The sequence below is a fragment of the Paraburkholderia lebeckiae genome (assembly GCF_050436225.1).
GTDB classification, from domain to species: Bacteria; Pseudomonadota; Gammaproteobacteria; order Burkholderiales; family Burkholderiaceae; genus Paraburkholderia; species Paraburkholderia tuberum.
Window position 1 is genome coordinate 435,604 of sequence record NZ_JBNDLU010000002.1, and the last position, 15,862, is coordinate 451,465.

Genomic DNA, 15,862 nt, shown 5'->3' on the forward strand with positions numbered 1-15,862 from the left:
GTCAATTCGTTGCGGCGCACCTTTACTATGTCCTTCGACGCCGCCGGCGACATTGACGATCTGAGATGGTTTCCGGCCTATAACCCCATTTCAACTCAGCCTGCGCGACCGTCGAAGTACTTCTGTTCGCGCGTGGCGCGGTCGTCTGCTACGAGCGGATCCAACGCCAGCGCGACAGCTTCCGCGCGTAGATTGATAACTACGCGCGGAAGATAGAATAAAAAACTCACTCAATCGCCAGAAACGCATCGATTTCGGAATTTCTGACTCCAGTGCGACGAACTGCACGTTGTATGACTTTAAGTATCCGCGCATCGTGCGACGCGCTCGACTGATTTTCACCCCATTGATAAGGAGGCCAACCATTCAGGCTTGACACGACAGTACTTTCAGCCTCAAGGGACTGCAAAACAGCGCTCAAAAAGGCGAACCCTCGAACGTAATCATCCTTGAATATTGAAGTGCCGTCTGTATACGTAGCATATCGGAGAGCATTCGGAAGATGCATGACCTCATCGGCCTCATCCATAAAGCTCGCTAGTCGGCTCCAAAAATCATAAGGAAAGCTTTGCGCAAACACTTGCGACTGCATTTCTGCCATGGACGCGGGAAGCGGTTGTGCCAGACCTGGAGCCGGATGCAGAGATCCCGTTCGAATCACCCGTTCTGCCCAATTGGCGGTCGGCTCAAGCAGCCACGGCCTCTTGAACTCCATGTATCCGTACTGGTATAGATGAAACAACTCATGGGAAACAACGCTCCATGACCCTGGGAATTTATCCAATCGGTCGGAAATATCAAGTCTTATCGAACATGCATCGCCCCTTTGGGGGACTGCCGAATAGCTGGCTGGTTCGCTGTAGGCTAGTCCATTCCCGGACATATTTCCCACGTTTATGTCAATGTATGAAGCGCCTCGATAGCGTGCGCTCTCAAGAGGATCACGAAATCCCAGAAGATTGAATGCTTTTCTGGCCGCATCTGCCTGGCGCGCTACGTTTTCAACGTAATCGGGCACCCCGTTAGAATTGGAATCCGTTTGATCGACGAGCTGATTATCGCCGCTATGTGTATAGAATACTCTTATGCCACTTCCCTCTAGCTCATATTTTTCCGTGAGGGACGGTATAAAACCCGTCGACATCCGATTGATTGGGCATGGGTTTATTGACTCGGAATGGACGCCCTCGGTGAGAAATAAACCCCCAATAAACAGGGCGAAGGCTGCTTTCGGACTTTTTCTTTCAAACGGCATTAATGAGCTCCTTATTTTGGTTCGATCTTCTGGAACGTTAATGAAGACGAGAGACGTGTCAATTTCACTCGCCGCGTGCTACTGAAAGAGTGTGTGTGTGCCTAAGGATAGAACGGTGAGTCGGAGTGACGATTCCTGACTCACCCTAGGTTGATTTCCGAGTCGAGGAGGCGATGTCTTGTGCAACTGTCGCGTGCCATACTGCTCGCGTCGATATCCAGATCCGAGCAGTTCGTATACATGACGTGGGGACTACGGGTTGACCCGCAACAAGTCAATTTCCTGCAGCGCCCGGCGCACATCCTTCTCCGACTGCCCCTGGGCGAGCAAAGATGCCGCTCGCTTGGCATGTTCGGCCAGCAAATGATGCAGAGGCGGCGCAGCATGGGCATAGATGTGGCGCGGGTTCAGCCCGATAGAGCGCAATCGACGCACGTAGTACAGCTGACTGTAAAACGGAACGCTGCGATCCTCCGGATCCGAGATCACGTAGATGCCCGGCATTGGCTCTCGCCGGATATTGCTAATCTCGTCGACGGGGTCATAGTAGGTTGTGGCATCGTCAAGAAGCTTGCCAGGAATCTCGCGCCGGTACTCCCAATAGGCGCTCACCTGTTTGACAGAAACGAGGCCGGAAGAGAATACGGCGGCCTCGATATCCGATCGCTTGTTGAGCAAAGCGGCCGCGATCTGACCGCCCCCGGAGTGGCCAGCCAGGATGAACGAGGAGACCTTGAAGTCCTCCTTCAGAATGTCCAGTGCACGGCTCATCAACTCGATCTCGCGCGGCCTGCGCCTGAGGTTGTGGTCGCCCGAGGAGCCATAGATGCCTGGGCGAGCAAGAAAAATCACGGGGCGCTGTGCCTCGGCTGACCACGCCGCCAGGTCCTTTTCGATCTTCATCGGCGAGGCGGCCACGTAAGCCCGGCTAATGTGCCTGGCGCCTTTCGAGGTTCTGAGCATGACGTCACCACTGAAGTAGACCAACGCGACGGAGTTCTCGCCATCGGCAAATCCGTGGGTGTAATACCTGATGCATTCGCCGCTGCCGTTCACTTCGATCCACAACCCGTTGGGCACGCGAGCGCAGTGCTCAGGAGAGCTCAAAGCGCCGTTGAGCGCCTCCTTCTCATCAAAGCGATCTCTCTCACGCGTGATGCGCAATTCCTGGGGTTGTGGTTTCTCAAAGGGACCGAGAAGATTTTCATCGCGGTGACTGCCTGCTGACAGTCCCCCGATCCCAAAGGCAACGAAGACGAATTTGGAAAACCTCCAGCGCGCGACGCGCCACTTCCGATGCATATAAATTCTGATTGAACGCATAAATATCGATGCAAAGACTTCTGCGCTTCATTCGGTCGACGGGAGCGTGAACCTCATGCTCAAGCGGCAGACCGCATGTCGCCAGCGTCGCGGGGGACGTGCCTTGGTGCCGAAGTCTGCTGTTCGTTGAGATACTTCAGATACGCCACGAAGCCGGACAGGTAGTGCTCCACGTCGTCGATGCGCACCCGGAACCCGTGGTGTCGAATGAAGAAGCTGCCCACCACCCGGGCGGGGTTCTTGAAAAACATGGCCAGTTCCGGGAAAAAGTGACCGGTCATCAGATACCTGGCGCGCTGTTCGAGGGCTTTATAGAACTTGTCAAGATCGAAGCCTTCCAGCAGATGTGAGAGTTCCGGCGTGGACTGCAGGCGTGTGATCATTCTTTCGGCCGCCATCATCAATTCCAGCAAGGTGGGAAAGGTAGTGATGCGCTCTAGCACGAAGTCGAGGTGATCTCGCACGTTGTCCAGGCCGAAGCGGAAGTAACGCTCCTCCGGCTTGTAGAGCGTGAGTTCGTTGACGCAATAGCTCAGCCAGTGGTCATGCGCCTTCCAGTGCGTGGCTTCGATGAAATAGCCAACGGCCCGCTCCACCGCCTGGAGCCATCTTGGATCCTTCGTCAGACCGTACAGCCGCATCAGGCCGAAGGCGGCTTCACCATCGTAGTAGATGATTCGGCTTTCTTCCTTGACGCCTAGATCTGGATAGTGAAGCACATGCACGAAGCGCCCGGTCGACGGGTTTTGCATGTGGAGGATGCCGAGCGCCAATTGCTCGAGCAGCGGCACGTACCTAGTGTCGCCGGTGAGCTCGGTGTACTTCGACAGCGCCAGCACGCAAACCGCGTTACCGCCGAGCTTGATTTCGTCTCCCGTATCCACGAGGAACGCTGCCTGCGTGCCCGAAGGAAGCGTCACGTGATGTATGAAGTGCTCAGTCAGATGGGCCAGCGCCTTGTCGATGGCTGTCTTGTGTTGAGGGTCGCCTGTAAGCTCCCATCCTTCGAGCATGGCATAGGTCGAACTGGCATGCCGCAAAGTGTTGTACGTAGGAATGGCACGATCGAAGCAGGGAAACCATCCGTAGTGGTACTTGCCCGATGAAGTGACCTGTCGTGCCAGGTACCCTGTGCTCGTGGCAATCACCTCTCGCACGTACGTCGGATCCCACGCCGGCAACATGCGATGACCACGGTTTCGCCCCTCGTGCTCCACGCGATGCACTGCCTTGCCGTCAGTGAAGACAGTTCGGGTTTCGAAGAGCCACACGGAATCTTGTGGCTGTGTGGGCCATTTCAGTTCATGTCCGAATCGACGCTGGCCATAGCGCTTGAGATTGGTCTCATTCGGCGTTGCTTCGTTCTTGGTCCCATCGTACAGCACCGCATTGGCGCCGATCTCGGGCTCAAGCATCGCCACCGAAAATGCCTGGTCGAAGGCAATCCCGAAGCGAAAATAGTTGCGCTTGGTGGCGGCAAGGCCTTGCGCCAAGGTCTCCCAGGTCATCTCGTGCACCGTGTGAACCACATCTACGCGCAGCCAGAGCACTGACAACGTGGCGTCATGGCGTTGCCATGCGTTCAACAACTGGGCGCCACGTCGCCAGGCGGAGTCGAACTCCTTGTTGCGCGCGACAACGACATGTGCCCGATCCTTGCCTGTACAGGCGGAGAGGAAAAGTACACCCGGCTTACTTTCGGCGTCCGGCGACGCCGCACGGCATTCTTCCCAGATATCGACGGCGGCCGGCCGCGCGATAGCCAGCAACTGGCTCAGTCTCATGAAACTATTCTCCTTACCACTGGACGTAATGCGTACTCGGCCCATCGCACAACAGCGTGCGGAAGCAATCGAAGCCAAGGCTGAGAAGGTGGCTCAAACGCGGAAGCGCGATCATGCTGCTGCGGCCGGCACCGGCCGCAGCAGGCGAGTGACGACTTGCGTGAGGCCGATGCCGTGGGAGCTCTTGACCAGCACCACGTCGCCGTCCTTCATCCATGCATCCAATGCCGCCAGCAGGGCGTCTACGTCCTCGAACCACTGCCCCTTGATGTCCCCATGCAGCCGCCTGGACAGAGCGTGCGTCAGCTTTCCACACAGCAAGACCCGGTCGGGGCGCGCTGCGCGCACGTCGGCCTCCAGGGCCAGATGCATCGCCTCCGCATCCTTGCCGAGTTCAAGCATGTCGCCCAGCACCAGAACTCGTGAAGCGTAAGGCACTTCTTTGGGGGCGGCGTCCGAGAGTACCTGCAGCGCGGCACGCATCGACGCAGGATTGGCGTTGTACGCCTCGTCCCAAACCTCAATGTTCCCGTTCGCATGAACTGTGCGCACGCGCCGACCGCGTCCGGGCAAGGGCTTGAAACTGGCGAGTTGCCGCGCCACCGACGACGTGGGCAGGCCCATCGCGGCAGTTGACGCCAGCACCGCTGTCGCGTTCATCGCCATGTGCCGGCCGGCGGCACCGAGTTCGAAGTTATGAACCTCCCCGAAGACGTCGACGCCGACTGTTGAGCCCTCAATGCGGATCAACCGCACATCGCAGTCCTTGGTACTTCCAAACCGCACAACGCGAAGTCTCGCCGCTTGGGCGCTGGACTCGAAGATCGGGAACTCTGGCATGTCGGCATTGATCACCGCAATGCCCCCAGGGGCCATGCCGGTGTAAACCAGAGCCTTCTGCCGTGCGATCTCGGCTGTGTCGCCAACGCGCGCCACGTGGGCGGGTGCAATAGCCGTGACGATGGCTACATGAGCCTGAATCAGCGCACTGCATGCTTCCATGCGCGCGAACGCTACCTCCTGAACCCAGAAGCTGGCGTTCCGGTTCATCGAAGCGATATTCCACCCGATTCCGAAGAGCGAGTTCGCAGTCGTTTGACTGCAATCGCTCGGGCCCACACCGCTCAGCGCATGGGCGGCCATCGCGACCGTGGACGTCTTGCCTACGCTGCCCGTCACGGCGATGACCTGCCCCCTGAAGCGTCTGCGGCTGTCGCGCGCCAGTGCTGCTACTGCTTCGTTCAGATCTTTCACTTCCAACAGCGGACCGCCCCAATGGGCTTGGGCTTCGCCGGTTTGCGCAATGCTGCCCGCAGCCCTTGCCATCAGCCGCTCGAGTACGTGAGGCCGCAGACCCGAGGCCCCGGCCCGCGCGAGCAACATCTGCGTTTTGCGGAACTGGCCCTGTTCTGCGCAGATGCCGTCGCATCGCCATTCAGCGGAAGGCGGAGCTGTTCTCCAGCGCCCTTGCGTGACTCGGGCGAGTTCGTCGGCGTTCCAGCCATTTTGAATGTGCATCCTCAGCCATCCATCGAACGGGTGAAGAGACTCAGGTCCACGGCGGGTTTGTCTGCGCGCGTGACCGGTAGTCGGGGTTCGGCGAGCATCTCGAACGCCGGATTCTCGCCTAGGCCCATCAGCAGATGCACTCGTTGCGATGCTTCGTTGCTGCGATTGACAGCTCGATGGTTCACGTCCACCCGCACCAGAAAGGCAGATCCGTCTGCAGGCAGATGAACGCTCTCGATGCTGCCGTCGGCGCGCTGCCACTCGAAGAAGCAGTTAGGGTTGGTAATGATGGGGACATGCAAGCGCCAAGTTTCCGCGTTCGCATCTTTGTGTAGCGGCATCTCCGCGCCCTCGCTTTCCAACTGCATGATGCGCGCCCGATAGGGCTTAAGCCCCCCGCGGTTCAAAGTATCAATGACATGCATCAGGCAGCCGCTGCAAGCCGCGGTGGGCGTCACGCCACGCACGCTGGGGCCTCCTGGCGCAATACGCCGGATACCGTCGTCCATCGCTCCATCGCGGCTGGTCACTGCCCAGCCCACGTAGTCGACCCTGTTGTCGCGGTACGGTGTCGAAGGCATCTTCTGGATGCGCTCGATGAAAAGCGTACGCAGCGCCTCAGGGTCCGTCTTGAAATTTTTCAGACGCGCGAACATGACATCTCTTGACTGCTTCATAGGCTTTCCTGATTCCACGGTTTCCAATTGGCGGTGAGGACGGCGCCCCAACATCGGTGCACGCAGCGATGAGGCATAGCGTTGTGCGACCTTCCCCGACTCAGCAGCGTCGCCAGCGCGGCGCTCGATTGATTCCCCTTTGCATCCGAAGCGATATCGCTTGATTCTGGGTTCCATTGTGGCGACGTAGCGATGCTTACTGTACGTACAAAAAGATGGGCTTTCGAATATATGAAAACCGGGCCCTCTCCTTTTGCCATCCCTCGCTACCATCGTATGTATGTTCAACGAAGTTAGCAGAATGGGCGTTCGGCTAACAGAGCAGATGGGAGCGTCAAAAATTGTGGGTAATCGCAAGACCCGCGCTCGCGAATTCGGCTGCAATGCAACGGGCGCACGCGGATCGATGATCGACGCGGCATGTGTGACCTGATCAGCAAGCAGCACGACTGGCGCGAGCACATCACAGCCATCATGACGGTGGCAGGGATACGCACGCACAGCGGACGGCGCGCATCGCCACCCGGCCGGATATCTTCAAAGTGTTCGCGACTTCTCGCAGCCTCATCCTGTGAGAGCCGTGCCAGAATTTTTTTCACTGACAGCATGTTTTGCAGTTCTCCAAAGCAACGGGGGCCCCTTCTGGCAGCCCCTGATAGACGCGCCCAAATCGATTATTGCCACGGCAACAGGAAGATTTCGCGAAAGCTTATCTCACTCCGGCAGACGTTCGCAATCCTTCTCAATCAGATTTGACATTGAATCATACTGGTCCTATAAACCGATCAGGATAGCTATGCGAAACGGCTCATAATCACCGTAAATATTATTTAGCACCACGAATGATTATCGGCTTCATGAATCAACAGCGGATACGCGTCACATTGGGAGGCTAATTGGGGGCGTTCGACGAAAGCCTCCAGTTTTTGCAAAAAAAAGGCACACGGACCATGAACCGGGAATCGGTTATCGTCCAATAACGCGCAGTGGTTCGTGGCAGCGTAGCTGAGTCCCTCAACATGGACCGCGAAAGGTTGCGCCATACGTTAGCTCGCGTCATCGAGCGCCACCAGTTGCGCTGGAAGTATGCCCAGGCACTCGCGCACGCGTGGGCATCCGTGAACTGGAGTTGCTATACGGTGATTTCACAACATGCGCAACGCTCGAAGAACTTGAAAGGAAATATGGGTTCGATCTTCACGACATCATCGACCGCTGGGAAACGCACCGGGATAAGGAGTCGGATATCAATAGTTCCCTGAAGCTCGTTGAATGGCTCAGGCGGCTCAGGAAACCGGACGACAATGACGACTGACGCCTGCGTGTCGTAGTTCGGAACGTCACTCGACCATTTCGGGAAGCTGGTAAACCACGAGCTCATGCGGAACTATCATTATTACCGTTACGAGCGGGAAATGTGCGAGGCACAGCAGCAGCTCGGGGCGTTCCTCGCCCAGACATGCAGGGACGAGATGCCGCAACTGCAGAATCCCGAGTACGAAGCCTACTACCTTGGCCCCGAGGACGCGCCCGCCCCGCCCAAGGCAGCATGAATGGTCATCAGAACGCCAAGCTGGTGCCAACGATAACTAGTCGACCCTGAACAATTCGTTTTGTCGGCCGCTGAGCTCATGCTGTTGGCACGGCGGCAACGGTATGGTTGAGCAAAGCGATAAGAACGAGGGCGTAAAAAAGCCTCAGTTTCCTGAGGATCATCCTCAGGTTGTGACCGGCGCCGCACAGCACCGCGTGCATCGCATCGCCCAAGGCGCCTTTTACCCAGTTCCGATCGAGTTTTCCATCCGTTTTCATGTGACCGATGGCTGGTTCGATGGCGCTGCGCCGCCTGATCATCGCACGTAGTCCGCGCGTAATGCAACGCCGCAAACCCGGGTGGTAGATCTTCACGCCGTCGATGGCGACACCCTTGTATCCACGGTCGACGATGGCGACTTCCGGCGTAGCGTCGCTCAGGATTGCCGCCTGCTCCAGCGCTTCAGCCAGCGTGTGACCGTCGTACGGATTGCCCGGCATCGAGCGCATCCCAACTACCAGTCCTTCCTTGTGTGTCGTCGTGATCGACACTTTCACGCCGAATTCATACGGCGTGCGCGCCTTGCCCTTGGCCAGACATTCGACTTCCGGTGCATGCAGCGCATAAAGCTTGTTCTTGTCCTTCGCCTTTTGCGCCAGGATGCGCTTCGTCCGGCCAATCAGCTCCAGCAGGGCCGCACGGCCTGAGTCTGCCACCTGGGTGACCTGTCGCTCCACATCACGCATCACCCTTCCAACGCGCGAACGCAGCGTACGCAGTACCTTCCGCATGCGCTTGTACTGCTTCGCGTGAGCGTAGCGGCCAATCTGCAGCCGCCAGACGCGGCGCCTCGCGATTGTAGTTCTGCCGCAGCTTCAGGCCGTGCCGTGCGGCGGCCTTCACCAGATGTTCGCGACATCGCTCGAGCAATCGTGAGTCGGTTGGATGCGCAATCGCCTTCTCCATGACGGTCGTGTCTACAATCACCCGCTTCACGCTCGAGGCCTTGATCACGCCGGCACGTTTGGCCGCTTCGATCGTTTCGGCCAGCAGCTCTTCAACGCCGACTTCCCCAATCCGCTTGCGCCAGCGCGTCAGGCTCGACGGATCGATCGGCGGCTCGGTCTGCAAATGGGTTTCGCCGGTGAACACCTGCCAGTACGGGTTCTCCACCCATTGCCAGACCACCTCTTCGTCGGACAGGTCGAACGCGTGCTGCAGATACAGCAGCCCGGCAATCAGGCGCGGCGACGTTGCCGGTCGCCCCCTGCGCGACGCGAAGCTCTCGCTCATCGACACACTCAACCGATCCCAGCTGATCAGGTCGGCCAGTCGCACCAGGGGATGCTTCAGGTTGATCTGCTCGCGCAGCGGTTGCCGGAAGAAATCTCGCTCAATTACAGGCGTCTTCGGACCCATCCGTACCTCGCCAGAAATTGCAGGATTCACGCATCAATATGCCAGGCCCCTGCAATTCCCACAACACCATTTCGGACTCAAAGCCTCACTGCACAGGGCTCTGCAGATTATTCAGGGGCGACTAACTATCGCGCTCAACTCCTCAACGTGTATCGCTTCCCGGATCTTTCGTGATCCGGGGATTCTGTTCAGAAATTCCGTCTTGCGAAACAGCTGAAACTAGCTCTCCAGAAACATTCAAGTCGATTTCTACTGAATTTGCAGAAAGGAGTTAAGTTCCGGGTTGGATATGCCAGTATGCCTCACAGCCTCTTGAATCGTTCTTAGCAAGCGATCGTCGTGCGCAGGCGATGTTTTGTCTGCGGCAGGCCAATTATACGGATTCAAACCATTTTGATATGAAACCACGTTGTCTTCTGCACCAAACGACTGATATAGCTTGGAAACCAATGCGGCACAACGTGAACTTTGGTCTTTGAATACAGGTTGCCCGTCAGTATATTTTTCATTTGGTAGGCTGGCTGGCAGTCTTAGATTATTCGCCGGCACGTCAATTAAATCTATCAATCGACTCCAAAATCGATACGCCATCGCACTATTGGGGTTTGCGATAATATCATTTTGGAATGTGGTTTTCATCGTTGGGAGTGAATACGCCGCATCTAGAGGAAAGAAGTCGTTCACGCGGAAGACAAATTCTGCCCAAGTTGCAAGAGGCTCATTAACCCAAGACCTTTTGAAATTTGTTTGCCCATACTGAAAAATATGGAACATCTCATGCAGAGCCACATTCCAGCCTGTAGTGAATGGACGCGTTAGTTCCAGTCGCGATGAGATGTCTATACGTAACGTGCAATCATCTCCCCGATTGGGTGCCGTCGGATACGAAACAGGAACATGATAGGCCAGTCCGTTGTACTCCATATTGAGAATATTGATGTCTATCTTCTCAACAGCTCGGTACTTTGCACTATCGAGAGGATCGCGAAAACCGAGGAGATTATATGCACGGCGGGCGACATCCGCTTGTTTAGCTATGTTTTCAATGAAATCTGAAACGCCATTTCCGTTAGTATCCAGCAGGGATACGGCGGGAAGTCGATGATCCGCCCCCGTGGTTGGGGCTTGCTCGGTATAGAATATGCGAATTCCGTCTAATTCGTATTTTCTTTCCAGTTTATTAAGCTCAGCGTGAGTCTCAGCTTTACATGGCACAATACTTTCGCGGGCGTTTGTTGTTGATATGGAAATCAGAACAAAACACGTCGCAAACGGAATTTTCCACTTTTCAAGGATTATCTCCAAATTTATGACTTAATATTTAAGTCAATCGGCGGGTTGATCTAGATGGCATAGCGCCGATTCGGGCTCGCAAATCATAATCAGCAGTTTTCAGTCCTCCTTAATGTTAGACAACACTTCGAAATCGAATTCGACCGTCACGGTTGGCACGCTTCATCTGGCGATAGTGCAGCCGCCCCAACACCGATGCAATCCACACACAGCGTGCGTAATTACCTGTGGATACAGTAAATTCCAGCTTTTCTGTGCCTTCGAGATTGGCACGCGCGTACTCAATGGTGCAAACGCGTGTTTAGTCCAAATGGAATTGACGCCTCCCACCCGTGAAATCGAGAACAAAGAAATGACAATGTCGGGGTCCACTCTACTCAGGCGGCCAAGGACCGTTTCAGGCGGAGCGGGTCAGCCTGGCGTCCCGCGAGGCCAATCGCGGCTACGCTTTACCGCATCGAGAATGCACCGCAGGTCGGTATACAGCGACATTTGATCGGGCGCGCGCAGTATTACCGTAACAAGTGGATCGCCATTTGGCGCCTCCGACAGGATAGCGACGTTGTAGCAGTCGGGCAGGAGGGTTCCCGTCTTTCCGCCTAACACGTCGTAGTCGTTAATGACCCTGACGGTCGAACTGATCTTCTGTTCCCGAGGTTCCGGCCCAGCCACCTGCATGACATGGGTGGGCGTTTCCCAGCAAGCCATGATTTCCGGATATCGCGCCACCGTCAGCATGAGCTTTGCCATATCCGCGGCCGTCGTCAGCTGCCCACGGGCGGGCTGACCACTTGGATTTCTGAACTGTGTTTGGCGCATCTCCAATTCTGCAGCCTTGGCATTCATCTCCACGACAAACCGTTCCCGCGCATCTGTTCCTGAATTACCCTCCACGTCGAGGAGCAATTGACCAAATGTTCGTGCGACTGCGTTTGCAGTGATGTTGGATGAAGGGAGCATCAGATTGGCGATTGCATCGCGGAACACGACCTTATCACTTGGCTTGACATTGATGCCCGATCCTCCAACGACGTCCGCTTCGTCGATGTCTAGATAATCGGTGAGAGATCTTCCGAACCTTGGCATAAGGTCGAGCATCACGACCGCTGTCATCAGCTTCGTCAGCGAGGCCGGCGGCAAAGACCTAGCAGACGACTTGTCGAAGAGCAGTTCGTGCTCTTCCTGTTCTCCCTTTGCAGCTTTCAGGCTGATGGCGCTCTGAGCGTCGATTTCGGGAGGCGAATAACGTAAGAAAGGACGTGGGGCCGGAATAGCACTCTCCTTGCAAACTTGTATCGAGTCGAGTTGGTTGATCTGTGTGCGAATAATTCGCGGCGTTGCTCCGCTAGCAATCAGCGCGGCCGCGAGCCGCGCCCCTGACCAGAGAGGCCGTAGAGACCGCGCAGCACTGGTCCCATACCGAGGCGAGGGTGGGCCTCGGCATGACCAGCAGTTTTCCAAGGCTTATGAACTGCTCCTGACCGGGGTTACCTGGGCAGGCGAGCTCAACAAGTGATTCACCGCCTGGGTCAACCCAATGCTGTTCGAGCCCTTGACAAGAACCACGTCCTTCTCCTTTATCCAGCGGTGCAGTGCCGGCACTAGCGCACCGATATCGGTGAACCACTGACCGTTGACATCCGCCTGCAGTCGCTCCCATAGCATCCGCATTTGGTGGCCACAAAGCAGCACCCGATCCGGGTGCAATGCACGCACATCGGATTCGAGCGCGAGATGCATGGCCTGCGAATCAGCGCCGAGTTCAAGCATGTCGCCCAATATCAGTACGCGCGAAGCGTGGGGAGCGGCATCGGGACCAGCGTCCAACATCACCCGGAGTGCCGCACGCATCGAAGCTGGATTGGCGTTATACGACTCGTCCCAAACCTCTATTCGCCGATTCGCGTAGTTCACATTGTTGCGTTGTCCGCGTCCCCGCAGCGGCACGAAGCTCCCGAGCTGTCGCGCTGCCGGCGACACTGGTAGGCCCAAGGCGGCGACGGCAGCCAGCACGGCGGTTGCATTCATCGCCATGTGGCGGCCTGGTGCGCCGAGCTCGAATACATGCGTCACGCCGAAGATTTCCACCTGAACGGTCGCTCCTGCCATTTCAAGCAGCCGAGCGTGGCAATCGCTTGCACTGCCGAAACGTAATACCTGCAACTGCGCTGCCAGGGCGGCCGACTCGAAAATCGGAAATTCCGCCATGTCAGCGTTGATGACGGCAATGCCTCCGGGCGCCATCCCCGTATAGATCAAGGCCTTCTGTCGTGCGATCTGTTCGGTGCTGCCAAAGCGGGCGGCATGGGCGGGCGCTATGGCCGTGACAATCGCGACATGGGGTTTGGTCAATCTGCTACAGGCGTCCATGCGCGTTGCTGCCACCTCCTGTATCCAGAACTTCGCGTGCCGGTCCATCGAGGCGAGGTTCCACCCAATCCCATACGGAGAGTTCGCACTGGTCCGGCTACGATCGCTGGCTCCTGCGCCGGCCAGCGCGTGGGCTGCCATCGCGACAGTGGAGGTCTTTCCCACGCTGCCTGTCACGGCAAGGACCGTTCCTTCGAAGGGTTGCGGGCGTCGGTGCCTAGCGCCGCCACAGCATCGCGCAGGTCTGCCACCTCGAGCAGGGACTGATCCCCATACGCGTTTGCTTCGCCAGCCTGAGCCACGATTCCGGACGCTCTGGGCGCGAGGCGCTCTATCGCCGCTGGTCTCAAGCCCACAAGGCCGGCTGGTGCCAGGAGCATCTGCCCTTTGCGGAACTGGCTCGGTTCCGCGCATATGCCTAGGCTTCGCCAGTCGCTCTCCCGAGGCGCAATTAGCCAGCGGCCGCCAGTCACTTGTGCGAGTTCGGTCGCAGACCAGCCAGCAGTCATGTCGGAGGCACACTCTTCATGCAGTCTCATATTTTAGTCAGCCAGTTGGTATATAAAACAATGCAGTAGATTCAAAGATTCGCACACCTTACAATGCTTTCATCCGCTTGTCGATGACGAAATCCGCATGGCAATCAGATACGCGGGTGATTTGACTTTAATTAACAATTATGCGAAACGGCTCATAATCACCGGAAATATTATTTAGGATCAAGAATAATTACCGGTTTCATGAATCAACAGCGGACGCGCGTCACATTAGGAGGCTAATTGGGGGCGTTCGACGAAAGCCTCCAGTTTTTGCAAAAAAAGGCACACGGACCATGAACCGGGAATCGGTTATCGTCCAATAACGCGCAGTGGTTCGTGGCAGCGTAGATGAGTCCCCTCTGGTGCATCGGACAGCGATCCGATTGCCTGCACGAAAGAATAGCTCTGTCACGATCAGTCGCCCATTTTGGCGAGCGTTGCTTCCCGCTGGAAAGATTTGTTTTTCATGTGACGGGACCGGACCATGTCCACCGCGCATTGTGACTCTCAAATGCGGAGGTTCGTCAGTCTCAAAAACTCATCCTGCTGGATCCGCTGGCCGCGTTCGTGGACGTCGGCAGTGAACAGATGTATGTTCCGGTCGGGGTAACAAGCCAGAAGTGTTCGGTACCGTGACGTCACAGCTACACGCATTGCGCGACTGGCTGCTCGGACAGCGCGTGCATTCGGTAGCGATCGAAGCAACCGGCGTTTACTGATTGCCGTTGTACGGTGAGCTGGAAAGCGCCGGGCTGGGAGTGCGTATGGTCAATGGCAGGCAGGCGCGCAACCTGCCGGGCAGAAAGACCGATATGGCTGATTACCCTTGACCTTAGTTCTCCGGTGTTTGAGGATAACCGCGACGACTGATACGGCATACGAAACGATTGTGCCTGGAAACGGACTGCGCCTTATGCGCCTTCCACGCTTCCATGAGTAGCCACCGCTACGCAGGAAACGCCACGTATCTGCATCGTGATGTTGAGATTTGTCCATGCGGCAAGACGACGAAACATGGCGGTTTGACGGGAGATGACGATGAAGGAAAGCTGCAAAGACCAGGATTTCGCACTGATAGGCCGCGCGCGGGCGTTTGCGCTTGGTGCGCATGCCGCCATAAACCAGCGGCGCAAATATACGGGCGAGCCTTATGCAACCCATCTGGCCGAAGTAGCCGAACTGGTAACAGGAGTTCAGGGTGCGACCGCGGAAATGGTTGCTGCCGCCTGGTTGCATGATACGGTCGAAGACACTGCTGTTCCGCTGTCATTGATCGAGACGGAGTTTGGTACTGGCGTCGGTCGGCTCGTGGGCGAACTGACCGCAATCTCGACACCTGATGACGGCGACCGGGCCACGCGCAAAGCCTTGGACCGGGCGCACACAGCGCACGCATCGGCAGACGCGCAGACGATCAAGGCGGCTGACCTCATATCGAACCTGCGTACAGTTGAGGTTCGCGACTCGGAGTTCGCAGCAATTTACATGCGCGAGAAACGGCTACTGCTCGACGTGCTGACGCGAGCCGACGAACGCCTCCGAAGTGACGTACGCACGATGATCGATGATTACTTCAGCCGGCAAGGACTGACGGGTGCGCCTGATGGCTCACCGCTCGGGGCCTGCCCCGTCGGTTGCTGACCGTCCATCCATAGGTGTCCCATTGTCCAGATTCCAGAAAAAGCAGGGGGCGCAGATCATCTGTTTCCGCTGCAACCGGTGTGATGCGCCAGTTACACGTGTTTTGACCGTGGGAGAATGGCGCACTACACCACACGCGGCGGCGAGTCGTGGAAATGGGGCGAGCCCTGCTTTCCTGCGGGCTTCGCCATAAAGGAGCGCGGCGATGTGTGGAAAGCCTATACCGGTTGCTGGCTCGTACAGGTGGACGATGTTATTGGGTTGAGCGTCACGGAACTGGTTGAACGAACGCATGGCTGCTGCGGCATGACAGGTAGGCGAGGCCCCAATCTCGTATGCCGGTGCGGTGAACACGTGGCAAGCGCCGAAACCGATTGCACCGTTCCAAATTTCGTCGCGCTTGGCAAAGGCCGGGTGCATGCCGTGAGGCCGCGTCTTGACGCTAACGCTCTGAAAACAATGTGACTCTGGCGAGTGAAGCTGGCGTGCTAGTTGGCACGACAGCTTAGCTGCAAGAC

General features: G+C 56.9%; 11 protein-coding genes and 1 pseudogene. 2 read left to right on the forward strand and 10 right to left on the reverse strand.

Going from position 1 to position 15,862, the window contains the following annotated elements:
* Positions 1 to 226: 226 nt before the first annotated feature.
* The 6 genes from OKW45_RS16710 to OKW45_RS16735 form a co-directional block, all read right to left on the reverse strand.
* The gene (locus OKW45_RS16710; protein WP_429469944.1) at positions 227 to 1,255 is read right to left on the reverse strand and encodes a hypothetical protein; all 1,029 of its coding nucleotides are present in this window, start codon (positions 1,253 to 1,255) and stop codon (positions 227 to 229) included.
* Positions 1,256 to 1,507: 252 nt separating this feature from the next.
* On the reverse strand, positions 1,508 to 2,578 hold the full coding sequence (locus OKW45_RS16715) for an alpha/beta fold hydrolase (protein WP_429469945.1): 1,071 nt from the start codon (positions 2,576 to 2,578) through the stop codon (positions 1,508 to 1,510).
* A 59-nt stretch (positions 2,579 to 2,637) separates the two neighbouring features.
* A complete protein-coding gene (locus OKW45_RS16720; RefSeq protein WP_429469947.1) occupies positions 2,638 to 4,362 on the reverse strand; it encodes an AGE family epimerase/isomerase in 1,725 nt (574 codons plus the stop codon).
* 111 nt (positions 4,363 to 4,473) lie between these two features.
* Entirely contained in the window at positions 4,474 to 5,880 is a 1,407-nt protein-coding gene (locus tag OKW45_RS16725; protein ID WP_429469949.1) for a UDP-N-acetylmuramoyl-tripeptide--D-alanyl-D-alanine ligase, read from the reverse strand.
* Positions 5,881 to 5,882: 2 nt separating this feature from the next.
* Entirely contained in the window at positions 5,883 to 6,548 is a 666-nt protein-coding gene (locus OKW45_RS16730) for a cupin domain-containing protein (RefSeq protein WP_113061945.1), read from the reverse strand.
* 1,132 nt (positions 6,549 to 7,680) lie between these two features.
* On the reverse strand, positions 7,681 to 7,929 hold the full coding sequence (locus tag OKW45_RS16735; protein ID WP_429469950.1) for a hypothetical protein: 249 nt from the start codon (positions 7,927 to 7,929) through the stop codon (positions 7,681 to 7,683).
* Here OKW45_RS16735 and OKW45_RS16740 point away from each other — a divergent pair.
* A complete protein-coding gene (locus OKW45_RS16740) occupies positions 7,928 to 8,101 on the forward strand; it encodes a hypothetical protein (protein ID WP_429469952.1) in 174 nt (57 codons plus the stop codon). The two genes, OKW45_RS16735 and OKW45_RS16740, sit on opposite strands and share 2 nt — an antisense overlap.
* Positions 8,102 to 8,177: 76 nt before the next feature.
* On the opposite strand, the pseudogene OKW45_RS16745 reads toward OKW45_RS16740, so the two are convergent.
* From OKW45_RS16745 to OKW45_RS16760, 4 genes and pseudogenes are all read right to left on the reverse strand, one after another.
* A pseudogene (locus OKW45_RS16745) lies at positions 8,178 to 9,501 on the reverse strand (IS5 family transposase).
* A 249-nt stretch (positions 9,502 to 9,750) separates the two neighbouring features.
* Positions 9,751 to 10,806: a hypothetical protein gene (locus OKW45_RS16750; RefSeq protein WP_429469954.1), complete on the reverse strand. Its 1,056-nt coding sequence runs from the start codon at positions 10,804 to 10,806 to the stop codon at positions 9,751 to 9,753.
* A gap of 399 nt (positions 10,807 to 11,205) precedes the next feature.
* Positions 11,206 to 12,255, reverse strand: a complete 1,050-nt coding sequence (locus OKW45_RS16755; RefSeq protein ID WP_429469956.1) for a D-alanyl-D-alanine carboxypeptidase family protein — start codon at positions 12,253 to 12,255, stop codon at positions 11,206 to 11,208.
* Between the two features lie 3 nt (positions 12,256 to 12,258).
* Positions 12,259 to 13,578, reverse strand: a complete 1,320-nt coding sequence (locus OKW45_RS16760; RefSeq protein WP_429469958.1) for a Mur ligase family protein — start codon at positions 13,576 to 13,578, stop codon at positions 12,259 to 12,261.
* Between the two features lie 1,163 nt (positions 13,579 to 14,741).
* Here OKW45_RS16760 and OKW45_RS16765 point away from each other — a divergent pair.
* On the forward strand, positions 14,742 to 15,344 hold the full coding sequence (locus OKW45_RS16765; protein WP_429469960.1) for an HD domain-containing protein: 603 nt from the start codon (positions 14,742 to 14,744) through the stop codon (positions 15,342 to 15,344).
* Positions 15,345 to 15,862: the final 518 nt, after the last annotated feature.

Coding starts and splice junctions, on each gene's coding strand:
- OKW45_RS16710 (WP_429469944.1), bottom strand. CDS start 1,255: ATGCCGTTTGAAAGAAAAAGTCCGAAAGCAGCCTTCGCCCTGTTTATT.
- OKW45_RS16715 (WP_429469945.1), bottom strand. CDS start 2,578: ATGCGTTCAATCAGAATTTATATGCATCGGAAGTGGCGCGTCGCGCGC.
- OKW45_RS16720 (WP_429469947.1), bottom strand. CDS start 4,362: ATGAGACTGAGCCAGTTGCTGGCTATCGCGCGGCCGGCCGCCGTCGAT.
- OKW45_RS16725 (WP_429469949.1), bottom strand. CDS start 5,880: ATGCACATTCAAAATGGCTGGAACGCCGACGAACTCGCCCGAGTCACG.
- OKW45_RS16730 (WP_113061945.1), bottom strand. CDS start 6,548: ATGAAGCAGTCAAGAGATGTCATGTTCGCGCGTCTGAAAAATTTCAAG.
- OKW45_RS16740 (WP_429469952.1), top strand. CDS start 7,928: ATGCGGAACTATCATTATTACCGTTACGAGCGGGAAATGTGCGAGGCA.
- OKW45_RS16735 (WP_429469950.1), bottom strand. CDS start 7,929: ATGAGCTCGTGGTTTACCAGCTTCCCGAAATGGTCGAGTGACGTTCCG.
- OKW45_RS16760 (WP_429469958.1), bottom strand. CDS start 13,578: ATGCGCGGAACCGAGCCAGTTCCGCAAAGGGCAGATGCTCCTGGCACC.
- OKW45_RS16765 (WP_429469960.1), top strand. CDS start 14,742: ATGAAGGAAAGCTGCAAAGACCAGGATTTCGCACTGATAGGCCGCGCG.